The 16,100-nt window shown below is 72.7% G+C and carries 14 protein-coding genes; 3 read left to right on the plus strand and 11 right to left on the minus strand.

Translation table 11 applies throughout. The features are described 5' to 3' along the window. Positions 1-471 precede the first annotated feature (471 nt). Positions 472-1,740, minus strand: coding sequence for a tyrosine--tRNA ligase (tyrS, locus tag ACFCY1_RS40320; RefSeq protein WP_375877726.1), 1,269 nt, complete (start codon positions 1,738-1,740; stop codon positions 472-474). A gap of 292 nt (positions 1,741-2,032) precedes the next feature. Here tyrS and ACFCY1_RS40325 point away from each other — a divergent pair, with 292 nt between their 5' ends. Then, the gene (locus ACFCY1_RS40325; RefSeq protein WP_049659779.1) at positions 2,033-2,563 is read left to right on the plus strand and encodes an HNH endonuclease; all 531 of its coding nucleotides are present in this window, start codon (positions 2,033-2,035) and stop codon (positions 2,561-2,563) included. Between the two features lie 57 nt (positions 2,564-2,620). Here the strand turns inward: ACFCY1_RS40325 and ACFCY1_RS40330 are convergent, their stop codons facing one another. From ACFCY1_RS40330 to ACFCY1_RS40360, 7 genes are all read right to left on the minus strand, one after another. Beyond that, positions 2,621-4,642 (minus strand): PQQ-binding-like beta-propeller repeat protein, encoded by a 2,022-nt coding sequence (locus ACFCY1_RS40330; RefSeq protein ID WP_375877722.1) that lies wholly within the window; start codon positions 4,640-4,642, stop codon positions 2,621-2,623. 123 nt (positions 4,643-4,765) lie between these two features. After that, positions 4,766-5,071 carry a 4a-hydroxytetrahydrobiopterin dehydratase gene (locus ACFCY1_RS40335; protein ID WP_375877723.1) on the minus strand — a complete coding sequence of 102 codons (306 nt, stop codon included), beginning with the start codon at positions 5,069-5,071 and terminating at the stop codon, positions 4,766-4,768. 82 nt (positions 5,072-5,153) lie between these two features. Next, positions 5,154-5,333 (minus strand): DUF1272 domain-containing protein, encoded by a 180-nt coding sequence (locus ACFCY1_RS40340; RefSeq protein ID WP_049652107.1) that lies wholly within the window; start codon positions 5,331-5,333, stop codon positions 5,154-5,156. A gap of 79 nt (positions 5,334-5,412) precedes the next feature. Further along, positions 5,413-6,171: a sulfite exporter TauE/SafE family protein gene (locus ACFCY1_RS40345; RefSeq protein ID WP_049652106.1), complete on the minus strand. Its 759-nt coding sequence runs from the start codon at positions 6,169-6,171 to the stop codon at positions 5,413-5,415. Positions 6,172-6,408: 237 nt separating this feature from the next. Then, on the minus strand, positions 6,409-7,452 hold the full coding sequence (locus ACFCY1_RS40350; RefSeq protein WP_074001593.1) for an SPFH domain-containing protein: 1,044 nt from the start codon (positions 7,450-7,452) through the stop codon (positions 6,409-6,411). Between the two features lie 10 nt (positions 7,453-7,462). Beyond that, entirely contained in the window at positions 7,463-7,885 is a 423-nt protein-coding gene (locus ACFCY1_RS40355; RefSeq protein ID WP_049652104.1) for an NfeD family protein, read from the minus strand. 130 nt (positions 7,886-8,015) lie between these two features. Continuing rightward, entirely contained in the window at positions 8,016-8,807 is a 792-nt protein-coding gene (locus ACFCY1_RS40360) for an ABC transporter ATP-binding protein (protein ID WP_049652103.1), read from the minus strand. A 150-nt stretch (positions 8,808-8,957) separates the two neighbouring features. Between ACFCY1_RS40360 and ACFCY1_RS40365 the strand changes: the two genes are divergently transcribed. Then, on the plus strand, positions 8,958-9,761 hold the full coding sequence (locus ACFCY1_RS40365; RefSeq protein ID WP_375877724.1) for a hypothetical protein: 804 nt from the start codon (positions 8,958-8,960) through the stop codon (positions 9,759-9,761). A 22-nt stretch (positions 9,762-9,783) separates the two neighbouring features. On the opposite strand, the gene ACFCY1_RS40370 is transcribed toward ACFCY1_RS40365, so the two are convergent. The 3 genes from ACFCY1_RS40370 to ACFCY1_RS40380 all read right to left on the minus strand — a co-directional run bounded on the left by ACFCY1_RS40370 (position 9,784) and on the right by ACFCY1_RS40380 (position 14,427). Beyond that, positions 9,784-10,440, minus strand: coding sequence for a response regulator transcription factor (locus ACFCY1_RS40370; RefSeq protein ID WP_049652101.1), 657 nt, complete (start codon positions 10,438-10,440; stop codon positions 9,784-9,786). Then, a complete protein-coding gene (locus ACFCY1_RS40375) occupies positions 10,433-11,530 on the minus strand; it encodes a GAF domain-containing sensor histidine kinase (protein WP_375877727.1) in 1,098 nt (365 codons plus the stop codon). The genes ACFCY1_RS40370 and ACFCY1_RS40375 overlap by 8 nt, the downstream gene beginning before the upstream one ends. Positions 11,531-11,808: 278 nt before the next feature. Further along, entirely contained in the window at positions 11,809-14,427 is a 2,619-nt protein-coding gene (locus ACFCY1_RS40380) for an FHA domain-containing protein (protein WP_375877725.1), read from the minus strand. Between the two features lie 221 nt (positions 14,428-14,648). Here ACFCY1_RS40380 and serB point away from each other — a divergent pair, with 221 nt between their 5' ends. After that, entirely contained in the window at positions 14,649-15,905 is a 1,257-nt protein-coding gene (gene serB / locus ACFCY1_RS40385) for a phosphoserine phosphatase SerB (RefSeq protein WP_049652099.1), read from the plus strand. Positions 15,906-16,100 lie beyond the last annotated feature (195 nt).

Raw genomic sequence — 16,100 nt, forward strand, 5'->3', positions numbered from 1 at the left:
GCGTTGACTTTTGGCACGCTGTTGAGTTCTCAAGGAACGGACGCTTCCTTCGGACCGCCTTCCAGCGGACCCTCCGGGCTTCGTTCTTTCGTGTTACCAGCTTATCAGACGTTTTCCGCTCCGTTTTCCGGAGTTTCATTCATCCGATTTCCCGAACTGGCCGGGTCCGCTTTTCGCGACGTCCACCACATTACCGCATTCCGAGTGTCACTCGAAATTCACACTCACCCGTAGACGGCAATGCCGACGAACCCATTTTCATGGGAATCAGAGTGGGAGTGGGTCTTGCTGAGTGGGGTGGCCGCTCCAGCGACTCGTTCAACACTAGGCCACCTGGACGACATCGTCAAACGTCGAGGGCCGGATCTGTCCAGATCCGGCCCTCGGGGCTCGAAGCCGCAGCTCAGAGCAGGTGTGCTTTCAGCCAAGCCTCAACCGGCAGCCTCCACCGGCCCGGCCGTCGACCGGCGGTCAGCCGGCGTCGACCAGCTCCGCCGCCGCCAGGTTCCGCTTGCCGCGCCGCAGCACCAGCCAGCGGCCGTGCAGCAGGTCGGCCTCGGTCGGCACCGCCTCCTCGTCCGTCACCTTGACGTTGTTGAGGTAGGCACCGCCCTCCTTGATCGTCCGGCGGGCGGCCGAACGGCTGGGCGACAGCCCGACGGCGACCAGCAGGTCGACCACCGTCTGGAGTTCGGACACCTCGGCCTTCGGGACCTCGGCCAGGGCGGCGGCCAGGGTGGGGGCCTCCAGGTCGGCGAGGTCACCCTGGCCGAACAGCGCCTTGGACGCGGCGACCGCGCGCTCGTACTGCTCCGCGCCGTGCACCAGCGTGGTGAGCTCCTCGGCGAGGGCGCGCTGGGCGAGGCGGGCGGCCGGGCGCTCGGTGGTCTCGCGCTCCAGCTCCTCGACCTCCTCCTTCGAGCGGAAGCTGAAGATCCGCAGGAAGGTGGGGACGTCCCGGTCGTCCGCGTTCAGCCAGAACTGGTAGAAGGCGTACGGGGTGGTCAGCTCGGGGTCGAGCCAGACCGTGCCGGACTCCGTCTTGCCGAACTTGGTGCCGTCGGCCTTGACGATCAGCGGCGTGGCCAGCGCGTGGACGGACTTGCCGTCGGCCTTGCGGATCAGGTCCGTGCCGGCGGTCAGGTTGCCCCACTGGTCGCTGCCGCCGGTCTGCAGGGCGCAGCCGTAGCGGCGGTTCAGCTCCAGGTAGTCCATGCCCTGGAGGATCTGGTAGCTGAACTCGGTGTAGCTGATGCCCGCGTCGGAGTTGAGCCGTCGGGCGACGGCCTCCTTGGCGATCATGTTGTTGACCCGGAAGTACTTGCCCACGTCACGCAGCAGGCTGATCGCCGACATCCCGGACGTCCAGTCCAGGTTGTTGACCATGCGCGCCGCGTACGGGCCCTCGAAGTCGAGGAAGCGCGAGATCTGGCCGCGCAGGCGCTCGACCCAGCCGGCCACCGTCTCGGGGTCGTTCAGCACGCGCTCGGCGGTGGGCTTCGGGTCGCCGATCAGGCCCGTGGCGCCGCCGACCAGCCCGAGCGGGAGGTTCCCCGCCTGCTGGATGCGGCGCATGGTAAGGATCTGCACCAGGTTGCCGAGGTGCAGGCTGGGGGCCGTCGGGTCGAAGCCGCAATAGAACGTGACCGGGCCGTCCGCGAACGCCTTGCGCAGTGCGTCCTCGTCAGTGGAAAGGGCGATCAGCCCGCGCCACTGCAGCTCGTCGACGATGTCCGTCACGGTCACGCTTCTCCTTCGATCGGGCGTCCGACCAGTGCTGGCCCGGTTCGGTCGGGCTCCGGGTCGGTACGACTCCAGCCTGATAGAGCCTACGCGGTTCCAGCCAGCGAGTTTCCCCGAGGCACCCCTCCCGGTCGGCCGGTCCGCCGTCCCGGGCCCCTCCCCGATACCGGAAATTCCGTTGTTCGACGGCTACGGGCCCATTCAGAGTGGTTCCACCGCCGTGCGGCGGCAGTGACGTGTGTGGAGACGGTCGTGCCGCCGTGGCACGCCCGCGGGAAGGGTGTGCCGAGTGCGCAACACGCTGGTTCTGAACGCGAGCTACGAGCCCCTGACGACGGTGTCGCTCCAGCGCGCCGTCGTCCTGGTGCTCCAGGACAAGGCCGTGGTGGAGCAGGCGCATCCGCTGCGCTCGATCAGGGGGACGGGCATTGCCGTCCCGGTGCCGCGGGTGATCAGACTGCAACGGTACGTACGGGTGCCGTTCCGACAACAGGCTCCGTGGTCACGGCGCGGCGTCCTGGCGCGGGACCGGCACCTGTGCGCGTACTGCGGCCGGCGGGCCACCACGGTGGACCACCTCCAGCCCAGGTCGCGCGGTGGTGCCGACAGCTGGATGAACACCGTGGCCGCGTGCGCGGAGGACAACCAGCACAAAGCGGACCGGACGCCGGAGCAGGCCGGGATGAAGCTGCTGCGCCGCCCGTTCGAGCCGACGCCGCAGGCCAGCCTGATGCTGGCGCTCGGTCTGCGCGGCTCGGAGGTCCGGGACCTCGCCGACTGGCTGCCGGCCGTACCGGGCCGACCCGTCTCCGCGGCGTAAGGCGGCGTAAGGCGGCACGAGGAGGCGCAAGGAGGCCGGAAACCCGGGCGGAGGGCCTCAGTCCTTCGCCCGGTACCCCGCCGCCGTGCCGTAGTTGGTCGAGTGCTCGGGCACCACGACCACCTGCCCGCCGCCGATGAGCACCCGTCCGGAGATCAGCAGCGAGCCGGTGCCGGCCGGGAAGTTGCCCCCGGTCGCCTCCCGGCCGCCCGCCAGCGGGAACCGGCTGAGGCGGGCGGGCTGGTCGCGGCGTTCGTCGGCGGCGAGCACCAGCGACCCGCCGTCGATGCCGACCGCCCGGACGGCGCCCTTGGCGGCGGTCGGCGTCTTCCAGCGCTGCTTGCCGGTGTCCAGGTCGTAGCCGACCGCGGCCACCGGCCCGCCGCCGTTCGGCGGGGCCAGGGTGGTGACCATCGTGCGGCCCTCGAAGTACACCTCGGGAGTGGCCGAAAACGTACCGTGGGCGACGTCCAGCCGGCCGCCGTCGACGGCCACCGGGATCTCGGCGGCCGGGTCGCCGCCCGCGCCCCAGGCGAACACCCGGTCGTCCTCGGGCTTCCCGCCGGTGGTGAGGACCACGGACGGCTCGGCCGACAGCACGGTCACCGTCTTCGGCTGGTTGTTCAGGCCCCGCCACCAGCCGACCTTGCCGTCCGCGGTGTTCAGCGCGACGGCCTGGTCGGCGGGGGTCGAGTCGGCGCAGGAGGAGGCGACGAGCACGGTCTTGCCGCTGACGCCGCCGGACAGGGTGCAGAACTTGCCCTGCCCGGTGTACTGCCAGACGTCCTTCCCGTCGGCGGACTCCCAGGCCAGCACCCGGTCGTCGCCGACGGCGATCACCTTGTCCTCGGTGACACCGACCCGGGCCGAGTAGGCGCCCTTGGCGTCCGAGAGGCTCTTGGTCCAGACGGTCTTGCCGGTCTTGGTGTCCACGGCGGCCACCAGCGTGCAGGGGCTCTTCGGATCGGCCTGCGGACGGAACAGGGCCGCGCCCAGGCCCGCCGGGTTCACCCCCGCCGACAGCCCGCACGGGACGGCCCCGGCGGCCGGCGGCTCCACCGACCAGGTCGCCTTGCCGCCCGCCCGGTCGTACGCGTGCACCCCGGAGCCGTCGGCCCGGACCACCGCGTCGGCCAGCAGCCAGCCGCCGATCAGCGTGTCGTCGCCCCCGGACGGACCGGCCGCGGCCGGCTGCGCGGCCCACACCCGGTCGTGCGCCACCGCGAAGCCCGGCTCGCCGCCGCTGCTCGCCGCCGCGCTGCCGCCGCCCTCGGCGCCGACCGTCAACCCGGCCGCCACCAGCACTCCCAGCGCGGCCACCCCGGCGCCGGTCCGCACCAGCAGGGCCTTGCGGCTGGGCATGTGCTCCCCGGTCAGCACCGCGTCGGCGGCCTTCCGGGCCTTGGCGGAGAGCGAGGAGCCGGAGCCCTCACCCGCGCCGGAACCGCCGCCGCCCCCTCGACGGGCCGCGGCCCTCGACCGCGGGGCCGGCTCGGCCTGCGGCTCGGGGGCCTGCACCGGAGTGGTCGCCGCGGGCTCCTCGGGGACGGGCGCCGGCCCGGCCTCCTCGATGTGCACGTAGCCGTCCGCCGAGTACTCCGCCCCCGCCGGGACGTACAGCCCCTCGTCGGCGGGCTGCTGCGGGGTGGCGTACGGCGCGTAGGGCTGGTGCGGCTGCGCGTGGTCCGGGTACTGCGGGTACGGCTGGTACTGCTCCTGGCCGCCGTACGGGCCCTGGACGTAACCGCCCTCGACGTAGCCGCCCTGGACGTAGCCGGTCGGGCCGACACCGCTCTGCTCGTAACCGGCCTGGTCGTACCCGCTCCGGCCGTAACCGGCCTGGTCGTACCCGCTCTGGTCGTAGCCGGTGGGCCCGTAACCGCCCTGGCCGGACTGCGGCTGCTGCTGCCCGTACTCGGCCGAGCCGTAGCCCTGCTGCGGCGGCCACTGCGACGGCTGCTGCGGTACCTGCTGCGGCGTCTGCTGCTGCTCGGTGTACCCGCCGCTCTGCCAGTCCGGGTGGCTCTGGGGCGGCCACGGCTGCCGGTCGTGGGCGTCTCCGAAGGGCTCCTGCGCCATCCGTTCCGTCCCTCCCGAGCCCCGCCCGCCTGCCGATGCGGCAGTCAGCATCTCACGCCCGCCCGGGGGCGCGGCCCGGGCCCTCGCCCGTACGGTCCCGGGCCGGCCGGTCCTGCGGCGGCGTCAGGAGGCCGACTCGGCGCGCAGGGCCTCGTCGATCCGGGCGGCGAGGGTGAAGTCCAGACCGGTGAGGCCGCCGGCGCTGTGGGTGGACAGGACGAAGCGCAGGGTGCGCCAGCGGATGTCGATGTCGGGGTGGTGGTCGAGCGCCTCGGCCTGCTCGGCGACGGCGACGACCACCCGGACCGCCGCCGGGAAGTCCGGGGCGTCGGCGGTACGGGCAATGCTGTCGCCCTCCCGCGTCCACCGGGGCAGCGCCGCCAGGGCCGCCGTGATCTCGTCCTCGTTCAGCCGTGCCCTGCTGCTCATCGCCGCGCTCCTGCTGGATGGTCGGTCCGGGGTGCCGGATTTCCGGTACGTCCGCAGTTCCGGGACGTCCGGGGTTCCGGTGTCAGGCGGCCTTCCGGCGCGGACGGGTCACCAGCTCGCCGCCGCAGTTGGGGCAGCCGCCGGCCATGGCCTCGGTGCAGTCCGGGCAGAAGGTGCACTCGTAGGAACATATCGAGGCGCCGCCGTCCGCGGTCAGCGACACCGCGCAGCGCTCGCAGCTCTCACGCATCTCCAGGGCCATGGCGTACTCCTCCGACGTTCCGATGTTCCGACGTTTCGATGCTCCGACACCCTGCCGGGCCCGACGGCCTGACGGTCCTTCAGCTCAACAGCAGCTTGGCGACGGCCACGAGGCCGACCACCACGATGACCCCGCGCAGCGCCGTCGGCGGGAGGCGGCGGCCGACCTTGGCGCCGACCAGGCCGCCGACCAGCGAGCCCGCCGCGATCAGACCGGCGGCGGTCCAGTTCACCGTCGAGGTGAAGAGGAAGAAGAGCGCGGCGACGGCGTTGACGATCATCGCCAGGGCGTTCTTCACGGCGTTGATCCGCTGGAGGTCCTCCTGGAGCAGCATGCCCATCAGGGCCATCAGCAGCACGCCCTGCGCGGCGCCGAAGTAGCCGCCGTAGATGCCGGTCAGGAACACCCCGACCAGCAGCACCGGGCTGCCGTCCGGATCGCCGCCGGGGCGGCGGCGGGCGGCGACGGCCTTGGCCACCCGGGGCTGGATCACCACCAGGACGAGCGCGAGCAGGATCAGCACCGGGACGATCGCGTCGAAGGCCCCGCTCGGCAGCCTGGTCAGCAGCAGCGCGCCGACCAGCCCGCCGAGCAGCGAGGCGGTGCCCAGGCGCAGCACCCGGCGGCCCTGGTCGGCCAGTTCGCGGCGGTACCCGATCACGCCGCTGAGCGAGCCGGGGACCAGGCCGAAGGTGTTGGAGACGTTGGCGGTGACCGGCGGGAGGCCCACGGCGAGCAGGACCGGGAAGGTGATCAGGGTGCCGGAGCCGACGATGACGTTGATCATCCCGGCGCCGACGCCGGCCACCAGGACGGCGATCGACTCCCAGAGCGTCATGGGTCACCTCTCCTCTCGGTCCTGTCCGAGGGGATCATGCCGGACGGCCCCGCGGCTCTACCAGACCCGCCCACGATTCGGGACGCACCTCACAACGTGCGCGCGCTCCACCGCCGCCGCACAAGGCCGAGGGCCCGCCGCCTCTCGGCAGCGGGCCCTCGACGGAACTCGGTCCGACCGGCCACTCCGGCTCGGTCACTCCGATCCGGTCATTCCCGGTCGGTCACTCCCGGTCGGTCACTCCGGGTCGATCTTCGGGTACTCCCGGGCCGGGTCCACCCGGGGACGGGCGGCGCCCTTCTCGGTGTCCACCGGCCGCGGGCCGGAGGCCGGGTCCAGCGGCACCTGGGTGGCCGCCGGGGCCGCCTGCGGAACGGTGGGCGCCGCGACCGCGCCGCCGTTCATCCCCCCGGTCAGGCCGCCGAAGGCGCCGCCGAGGCCCTTGAGCGCGTCGCCGACCTCGCTGGGGATGATCCAGAGCTTGTTGGAGTCGCCCTTGGCCAGCTCGGGCAGCGTCTGGAGGTACTGGTAGGCGAGCAGCTTCTGGTCGGCGTCGCCGTCGTGGATGGCCTCGAAGACCGTCCGGATCGCGGCCGCCTCACCGTCCGCGCGCAGGACGGCGGCCTGCGCCTCACCCTCGGCGCGGAGCACGTCGGCCTGCTTCTCACCCTCGGCCTTGAGGATCTGGGCCTGGCGCTGGCCTTCGGCGGTGAGGATCGCGGCGCGCTTGTCACGGTCGGCGCGCATCTGCTTCTCCATCGAGTCCTGGATGGAGGTCGGCGGCTCGATCGCCTTCAGCTCGACGCGGTTGACCCGGATGCCCCACTTGCCGGTGGCCTCGTCCAGGACGCCGCGCAGACCGGCGTTGATGACCTCGCGCGAGGTCAGGGTGGACTCCAGGTCCATCGAGCCGATGATGTTGCGCAGCGTGGTGACGGTCAGCTGCTCGATCGCCTGGATGTAGCTGGCGACCTCGTACGTCGCGGCCCGGGGGTCGGTCACCTGGTAGTAGATGACGGTGTCGATGTTGACGACCAGGTTGTCCTGGGTGATCACCGGCTGCGGCGGGAACGGCACGACCTGCTCGCGCAGGTCGATCCGGTTGCGGACCCGGTCGATGAACGGGACGACGATGTTCAGCCCTGCGTTGAGCGTCCGGGTGTAGCGGCCGAAGCGCTCCACGATCGCGGCGCTGGCCTGCGGGATGACCTGGATCGTCTTGATCAGCGCGATGAAGGCCACCACGACCAGGACGACCAAAACGATAAGGACGGGTTCCACGGACTCTCCCCTAGACGACCAGGGCGGTCGCGCCCTGGATTTCGACGACGTCGACCTGTTGTCCAGGCTGGTACACCTGGCCCGGGTGGAGCGCGCGGGCCGACCAGATCTCGCCGTTCAGCTTGATCCTCCCGCCCTCCCCGTCGACGGTTTCCGCGACGACCGCGGTGGCGCCCTGGAGCGCCTCGATGCCCATCTTGACCTGCGGCCCGCTACGGAGCTGCCGGTAGGCGATCGGGCGGACGAAGACCACCAGGGCGACCGAGACGGCGACGAAGGTCACGGTCTCGAGGACCACTCCCCCGCCCAGCGCGGCCACGCCGGAGGCGGCCAGCGCCCCGACCGCGAACATGGCGAACTCCGGCATCGCGGTGAGCACCAGCGGTATGCCGAGCCCTGCGGCGGCCAGGAGCCACCAGATCCAGCTGTCCACATGTCCATCCTAGGGAGCGAAGGCCTTCGAAGCGGACAGTTCCCGCAGGTCGAGGGGCGGAAACCGGTCGCGCGTGCGACCGGTTCCCGACGGCCGTCCGGATGAACGACAGGAACGGGCGGACGGGGCCTCAGCCCAGCGGCAGACCCTGCGCCGACCAGCGGTCTCCGTGCCGCTCCAGGGTCAGCGGCAGGCCGAAGCACTTGGAGAGGTTGCGGGCGGTCAGCTCGGTGTCGATCGGGCCGGCCGTGAGCACCTTGCCCTGACGGATCATCAGGACGTGGGTGAAGCCGGGCGCGATCTCCTCGACGTGGTGGGTGACCATCGCCATCGCCGGGGCGAACTCGTCCTGGGCGAGCGCGCCGAGCCGGCGGACCAGGTCCTCGCGGCCGCCGAGGTCCAGGCCGGCGGCGGGCTCGTCGAGCAGCAGCAGCTCGGGGTCGGTCATCAGGGCGCGGGCGATCAGGGTGCGCTTGCGCTCGCCCTCGGAGAGGGTGCCGAACTTCCGGTCGGTGAGGTTGGCCATGCCGAGGCGGTCGAGCAGGGCCAGGGCGCGGGACTCGTCCGACTGCTCGTAGGTCTCCTGCCAGGTGACCGTCATGCCGTACGCGGCGGTGAGGACGGTCTGCAGCACGGTCTGCTCGGCCGGCAGCTTGTCGAACATGGCGGCGCCGGCCAGACCGATCCGGGAGCGCAGCTCGAAGACGTCGATCTCGCCGAGCTTCTCGCCCAGCACCGTGACCTTGCCCGAGGTCGGGAACAGGTACGAGGAGGCGATCTGCAACAGCGTGGTCTTGCCGGCGCCGTTCGGTCCCAGGATGACCCAGCGCTCGCCCTCGGAGATGGACCACGAGACCTGGTCGACCAGCGCGCGCCCCTCCCGGACCACGGATACGTCAACCAGCTCCAGCACGTCGCTCATGCCTATGCCTTCCCCAAAAAACAAGATTCTCGGCCGTCGGTGCGGGCGGCGAGCCTACTCCGGCAGCCGGTGGGCACGGGGTGGGTGCGCCGCACACGCATGGGCAAACCTACGCCACGCGGATGACCGGCGATTCCGTAGGCTGGCCGGATGCTCGTGACTCCAGCCGACAATCCGTACGAAGAGCCCCGTTCGGGGCGGCTCACCGCATGGGGCAACGCCCAGCTGGCGGGCCTGGTGCCGCCGGACGACGCCGCCGCGGCCGTCCTGGGCGCCGACGAGCGCCACCGGGTCACCGGCCTGCCCGGCGACGGGCCCGGCGAGCAGCACGGGCTGACCTGGGCGCTGGGGCGCCTGCGGGTGCTCGGTGTGAAGGGCCTGCGCCTCGCGCTGCCCTCGGCCGGGCACCCGCTCGGACTGACCGGCCCGAAGGCCTTCAACGAGCAGGCCATGCGGGCCGGCGAGGCCGTCCTGGCCGTCGGCGCACCGCTCGGGCTGGTGCCGGAGGTGGAGGAGTACGGGCCGGCCGGCGACCGCTCGGCCACCGTGCTGTGGCGCTGCCATGAGGTCAACGACACACCTCCGGCGGACGTCCCGTCGCTCCACGAGGCCGAGCGCGAGCTGGCGGAGGGGCTGCGGGAGGCGACCGTCCTGCTCACCCGTCTCGACGTGGCCGGTGCCGGGCCCGAGGCCCTGCGCGCCCTCGACGCCTACCGCCGGCGCGGCCACAGCGAGCCGCTGGCCCCCGGCTACCCGCCCCGGGCCGTCCGCGTCCTGGAGTCGGCCCGTCAGGTGTCCGCCCTGCTCGCCATCGCCTCGGGCGGGCACGGCGCCGCCGTCAGCGCCTTCGAGATGGCGGCCCGGCAGTCCGCCCTGGCCCCGCTGCGGCGCACCGCCCGGCGCGCCCAGGTGGCCGCCTACAACGCCCTCGTCGACGAGCGGGACGACCGCTGAGCGGAGGGGCACCCCCGGCGCGCTACGCCTCGCGGGTCTCGCCGTGGCGGACGGCCCAGAGTGCCGCCTGGGTGCGGTCGGCCAGGTCCAGCTTCATGAGGATGTTGGACACGTGGGTCTTCACGGTCTTCTCCGACAGGTGGAGGCTGCGGGCGATCTCCCGGTTGGAGCGGCCGTCGGCGATGTGGCCGAGCACCTCGCGCTCGCGCTCGGTGAGCGTGCCGCCGCGGCCCTGGGGGGCGCGCGGGCTGTCGTCGGAGAGCAGGGCGGCGGCCAGTTCGGGCTGGAGCAGGACGTGGCCGGCGTGCACCGAGCGGATCGCGCCGGCCAGCGCCTCCGGGTCCACGTCCTTGTAGACGTACCCGGCGGCGCCGGCCCGCAGCGCGGGGACCATCGTGCGGTGCTCGGTGAAGCTGGTGACGATCAGGATCCGGGCCCGGCTGCCCTCCCCCTTGAGGGTGCGCAGCGCCTCGATGCCGTCGACGCCGGGCATCTTGAGGTCCATCAGGACGACGTCGGGGTCGAGTTCACGGGCCCGTTCGACGCCCTCCGCCCCGTCGGCGGCCTCCCCGACCACCTCGATGTCGTCCTGGACCTCCAGGAAGGTGCGCAGCCCGCGCCGGACGACCTGGTGGTCGTCGACCAGCAGGACGCGGATCGACGGTGTGCTCTCAGGCACCGGGGACCTCCATCTCGACGAGCGTCCCCCGACCGGGGGCCGACTCCAGGGTGAGCGTGCCGCCGACGGCGGCCGCGCGGTCGCGCATCGAGGCCAGGCCGAGGTGGCGGCCGGCCCGTCGGACGGACTCCGGGTCGAAGCCGCGCCCGTCGTCGTGCACCCGCAGCACGGCGCCGCGCTCGGGCGTCCCGGCCAGGGTGACGGTGACCCGGCGGGCGCCGGAGTGGCGCAGCGCGTTGTGCAGCGCCTCCTGGGCGACCCTCAGCAGCGCGGCCTCCTGGGCGGGCGGCAGCGCCCGGACGCCGTCGGCGGCGAAGGCGACGTCGGCGGTGTGCGCCCGGTCGAGGACCTGCACCTGGGAGGCGAGGGTGGCGCTGAGCCCGTCCTCCTCCAGGGCGGCGGGGCGCAGTTCCACGACGACGGCGCGCAGTTCGTCGGCGGCCTCGGCGGCCAGCCGGGCGACCTCGGCGAGTTCGGCGCGGGCCCGGGCCGGGTCGCGGTCGACGAGCTTGGCGGCCGCCTTGGCCGTGAGGCGGAGCGAGAAGAGCTTCTGCGAGACGGCGTCGTGCAGGTCGTGGGCGATCCGGGCCCGCTCGCCGGCCAGCGTGAGCTCGCGGCTGCGCTCGTACAGCCGGGCGTTGGACAGGGCGAGGCCGGCGTGCGCGGCGAGGATCCGCAGCAGTTCCTCGTCGTGGTCGGTGAACTGGCCGCCGCCGCGCTTGTTGGCGAGGAAGATGACGCCCATCACCTGCGGCTCGTCCTCGGCCGCGTCGGTGTCCAGGATCGGCATGCCGAGGAAGGCGTCCATGTCGGGGTGGGCCTCGGGCCACCCCTCGAAGGCGGGCGCCTTGCGGACGTCCACCAGCCGGGTGGGGCCGGTCTCGTGCAGCATCGCGGCGAGCACGCCGTGCTGCCGGGGCAGCGGGCCGATCGCCCGCCACTGCTCGTCGGTGACGCCGTCGACGACGAACTGGGCGAAGCCGCCGTGGTCGTCGGGCACGCCGAGGGCGGCGTACTCGGCGCCGAGCAGGCCGCGGGCGGAGGCGGTGATGCGGCGCAGCACCTCGCGGACCTCCAGGTGCCGGCTCATGGCGAGCAGCGCCTGACTGACGGCCTCGATCCCGGCCAGGCACGGTTCGCAGGCGGGCAGCGGGCCGTGGTGGGCCGCGTGGTCTCCGGTGGTGCTGGGCATACGGTCAAACTACCGCCGCCGTGACGGCCGCCGCGTCCGTCCCCGGCCGCCCCGGGCCCGGGTCCGGGGACCTAGGACCCGCGCCCCGGGAGGGCCCGTCCGGAAACGCGGAGGGGCGGCCCTCCCGGGTGGGAGGACCGCCCCTCGGACTGCCGTCCGCGACGTCGGGGAAGGGGTCAGCCCTTCTGCATGACCTCGGGCTCGTGCCGGCGCTGGAGCCGGGTGACGAGGACGCCGATGACGACCGAGATGGCCACCAGCACGCCCGCGTCGATCGCCCACTGGGCGACGCTGTGCTTCCAGAGCGGGTCGTAGTTGGGGTTCTGGAAGTCCTTGTTCCAGGGGCCCATGAGCGTGGACAGGTCCAGCGTGGTGGACACGATGCCGGTGCCCCAGCGGGCCGGCATCAGCCAGGCGACCTGCTCCAGGCCGGGCTTGCTGAAGATCTGGAAGAGGCAGCCGGTGAAGACGACCTGGACGATGGCGAACATGACCAGCAGCGGCATGGTCTTCTCGGCGGTCTTCACCAGCGCGGAGATCATCAGGCCGAACATCATCGCGGCGAAGCTGAGCAGGATCATGCCGACGGTCATCTCGACGATCGGCAGGTTCTTGACGAGCAGGCCGTGCTCGGGGAGCTTGCGCGGCAGGAAGCCGACGGCGGAGATGATCGCGCCCTGGATCACGCTGAAGAAGCCCAGCACGATGATCTTGGACATCATGTACGCCGAGCGGGAGAGCCCGGTGGCCCGTTCCCGTTCGTAGATCGCCCGTTCCTTGATCAGCTCGCGGACCGAGTTGGCCGCTCCGGAGAAGCAGGCGCCGATCGCCAGGATCAGCAGGATCGTCGCGGCCCCGTTGTTGAGGTGGAGCTGGGTGTTCGGGTTGGGCGCGAGCCCCGGTTCGTTGGGGATCAGCACGCTGACCGCGCCGATCACCGCGGGCAGCAGCACCGACAGCGCCAGGAAGCCGCGGTCCGAGGCGAGCACCGACATGTAGCGGCGCATCAGGGTCCACAGCTGCGAGCCCCAGCTCTGCGGCTTGGGCGGCTTGACGGCCTCCTGGGCGACCTGGACGTGCTGCACCTCGCCCGCCTCGACGGTCGGGGCGGAGTACTGCTGGTAGTGCACCGAACCGCGGTAGCGGCCGGCCCAGTCGTGGTCCGGGTAGTTCTCGAAGGCCTGGAAGACGTCCGCCCAGGTCTCGTACCCGAAGAAGTGCAGCGCCTCGTCCGGCGGGCCGAAGTAGGCCACCGAGCCGCCCGGCGCCATCACCAGCAGCCGGTCGCAGAGCGCGAGTTCGGCCACCGAGTGGGTGACGACCAGGATCGTGCGGCCGTCGTCGGCCAGGCCGCGCAGCATCTGCATGACCTCGCGGTCCATGCCCGGGTCGAGGCCCGAGGTGGGCTCGTCCAGGAAGATCAGCGAGGGCTTGGTGAGCAGCTCCAGGGCGACCGAGACGCGCTTCTGCTGGCCGCCGGAGAGCGCGGTGATCTTGTTGTCGGCGCGCTTGTCGAGGCGCAGCTCGTACAGCACCTCGTCGATCCGGGCCTCGCGCTCCTTCGCCTCGGTGTCCCCGGGGAAGCGCAGCCGGGCCGCGTACTTGAGGCCCTTCCGGACGGTGAGCTCGCGGTGCAGGATCTCGGACTGCGGCACCAGGCCGATGCGCGAGCGGAGTTCGGCGAACTGCTTGTAGAGGTTGCGGCCGTCGTACAGCACCTCGCCGCGGTCGGCCGGGCGGTAGCCGGTGAGGGCGCGCAGCAGGGTCGACTTGCCTGAGCCGGACGGGCCGATGACGGCCACCAGGGACTTCTCCGGGACGCCGAAGCTGACGTCGTCGAGCAGGACCTTCTTGCCGCCCTTGTGGTCGACCTCGACGGTCAGGTGGCGGGCGGAGAAGGAGACGGCGCCGGTGTCGACGAACTCCTGCAGCTGGTCGCCGACCAGGACGAAGCCGGAGTGGCCGACCGTCAGCCGGTCCTGCGGGCCCATCAGCTGACGCTGCACCCGCTGGCCGTTGAGGAAGATGCCGTTGTGGCTGCCGAGGTCGACGATCTCGTAGCGGCCGTCCGGGAGCTGGCGCAGCTCGGCGTGGTGGCGGGAGACCTGGAGGTCGGACACCACGATGTCGTTGTCGAGCGCGCGGCCGATCCGGACGGTGCGCATCGCCGAGGTCAGGTTGCGGATGATGGTCGGCTGCGGCCCGCCGTCGTGCGGCGGGGGCGGGAAGCCCTGCTGCGGGAAGCCGCCGTGCTGGGGCTGGGGCTGCTGCTGCGGGGCCGGCCGGTCCTGCGGCGGCGCGTACTGCTGCTGCGGGAACGGCGGCTGGGCCTGCTGCTGGCCGGGCCAGGCCTGCTGCGGCGGCTGCTGCTGGTACGGGTCGTGCTGCGGCCAGCCCTGCTGCGGAGCGGGCTGCTGGGGCGTGGGCACCGGGCCGCGACTGGTGGCGGCCTCGTGCATCGGGGTGGCCTGCGGGGCCGCGGCGTGCGGGGCGGCGGCCTGCGCGGGCGCGGAGAAGCCGAGCCGGGGGCCGTTCTCCGGGTTGCCCAGGTTCACCACGGCACCGGGGAACAGCTGGGCCTGGAGGGTACGGGCGCCGGCCACGTACGTTCCGTTGGTGCTGCCGTGGTCGTCCAGCTGCCAACCGCTGCCGTTGAAGCCGATGGTCCCGTGCTGCCAGGAGACCCTCGCGTCGTCGAACGTGAAGTCCGACTGCGGGTTTCGCCCGATGGTGTAGGACCGCCCGGGCTCCAGAGTCCGCTGCTGTCCGTTGATCTCGATGACGAGTTGCGGCACTGCTCGCCTGCCCCGCTCTCTCGGTTCCCCCGAATTGTGGCCCCGGCCGGGGCCGCGATGTTCCTGTGACTGCCGGGGGAATCATTCCAGCCCTCCGACCGCCGGTGAAAGTCGGCCCGGGCGACTGTGACCAGGCTGCTACCGAGCCCGGACCTGCGGCGTCCCGCGAGGTGGGACGGGTGCTCCCGGGCCCTCGGGCGCCCGGTAGCGTGGGAGGCACCATGAACGCATCGCCCCTGGCCGCTGAGCCCCTCCCCGCCGCCCAGCACCGGACCGCGGACGAGCGCACCCTGCTCGTCAAGGTGTTCGGCAAGGACCGTCCCGGCATCACCGCCGGCCTCTTCACGACGCTGGCCGGTTTCGGCGTCGACGTCATCGACATCGAGCAGGTCGTCACCCGTGGGCGCATCACGCTGTGCGCCCTGGTCACCCCGCCCACCGCACCCGGCGCCGAGGGCGGGCTGCGGGCCACCGTCCACCGCTGGGCCGACGAGCAGAAGCTCCAGGCCGAGATCCTCTCCGGCATCGGTGACAACCGGCCGCGCCGTGAGGGCCGTTCGCACGTCACGGTGCTCGGCAACCCGCTGACCGCCGCCGCCGTCTCCGCGCTCACCTCCCGGATCACCGCCTCGGACGGCAACATCGACCGTGTCTTCCGGCTCGCCAAGTACCCGGTGACGGCGGTCGAGCTGGCCGTCTCCGGTGTGGCCACCGACGAGCTGCGGGCCGCGCTGGCCCAGGAGGCGGCCACCCAGCGGGTGGACGTCGCGGTGGTCGCCGCCGGTCTGGAGCGCCGGGCCAAGCGCCTGGTGGTCATGGACGTCGACTCCACGCTGATCCAGGACGAGGTGATCGAGCTGTTCGCCGCCCACGCGGGCTGCGAGGAGGAGGTCGCCGCGGTGACGGCGGCGGCGATGCGCGGGGAGCTGGACTTCGCCGAGTCGCTGCGGGCCCGGGTGGCGCTGCTGGCCGGGCTGGACGCCTCGGTGACCGAGAAGGTGCGCGCCGAGGTCCGCTTCACGCCGGGCGCGCGCACCCTGATCCGTACGCTCCAGCGCCTCGGCTACCAGGTCGCGGTGGTGTCCGGCGGCTTCACCCAGGTCACCGACCACCTGGTGGAGCAGCTGGGGCTGGACTTCGCGGCCGCGAACACCCTGGAGGTGGTGGACGGCCGGTTCACCGGCCGGGTGGTCGGCGAGATCGTGGACCGGGCGGGCAAGGCCCGCTGGCTGGCCCGTTTCGCCGAGCAGGCGAAGGTGCCGCTGGAGCAGACGGTGGCGATCGGCGACGGCGCCAACGACCTGGACATGCTGAACGCGGCCGGCCTCGGGGTGGCGTTCAACGCCAAGCCGGTGGTGCGGGAGGCCGCCGACACCGCGGTGAACGTGCCGTTCCTGGACACCGTGCTGTACCTGCTGGGCATCACCCGCGAGGAGGTCGAGGCCGCCGACGCGCTGCACGGCACCCCGACCGAGTAGGGCCCGCCCGGCGGCCGATGGAGTGAGGCGGCCGCCCGGAGAGGGCCTGTGGACGTACCAGAGGGGCGCGCGGGTTCGATCCGCGCGCCCCGCGGGTACGGGCCCCCGGGCAGTCCGGCGGCGGGTGGTACGAGACCCGCTGGGCCACCCCCCGCGCGACGCCCGTCCACGAGCCGCGGAAGCTGAGCACCCGTC

Source organism: Kitasatospora sp. NPDC056273, from assembly GCF_042268845.1.
Taxonomy (GTDB): domain Bacteria; phylum Actinomycetota; class Actinomycetes; order Streptomycetales; family Streptomycetaceae; genus Kitasatospora.

Excerpts from the sequence above, each read along its gene's own strand:
- ACFCY1_RS40340 (WP_049652107.1), bottom strand. The coding sequence starts at position 5,333 with ATGGCCCTGGAGATGCGTGAGAGCTGCGAGCGCTGCGCGGTGTCGCTG.
- ACFCY1_RS40330 (WP_375877722.1), bottom strand. The coding sequence starts at position 4,642 with ATGGCGCAGGAGCCCTTCGGAGACGCCCACGACCGGCAGCCGTGGCCG.
- ACFCY1_RS40345 (WP_049652106.1), bottom strand. The coding sequence starts at position 6,171 with ATGACGCTCTGGGAGTCGATCGCCGTCCTGGTGGCCGGCGTCGGCGCC.
- ACFCY1_RS40375 (WP_375877727.1), bottom strand. The coding sequence starts at position 11,530 with ATGAGCCGGCACCTGGAGGTCCGCGAGGTGCTGCGCCGCATCACCGCC.
- ACFCY1_RS40365 (WP_375877724.1), top strand. The coding sequence starts at position 8,958 with ATGCTCGTGACTCCAGCCGACAATCCGTACGAAGAGCCCCGTTCGGGG.
- ACFCY1_RS40335 (WP_375877723.1), bottom strand. The coding sequence starts at position 5,071 with ATGAGCAGCAGGGCACGGCTGAACGAGGACGAGATCACGGCGGCCCTG.
- serB (WP_049652099.1), top strand. The coding sequence starts at position 14,649 with ATGAACGCATCGCCCCTGGCCGCTGAGCCCCTCCCCGCCGCCCAGCAC.
- ACFCY1_RS40360 (WP_049652103.1), bottom strand. The coding sequence starts at position 8,807 with ATGAGCGACGTGCTGGAGCTGGTTGACGTATCCGTGGTCCGGGAGGGG.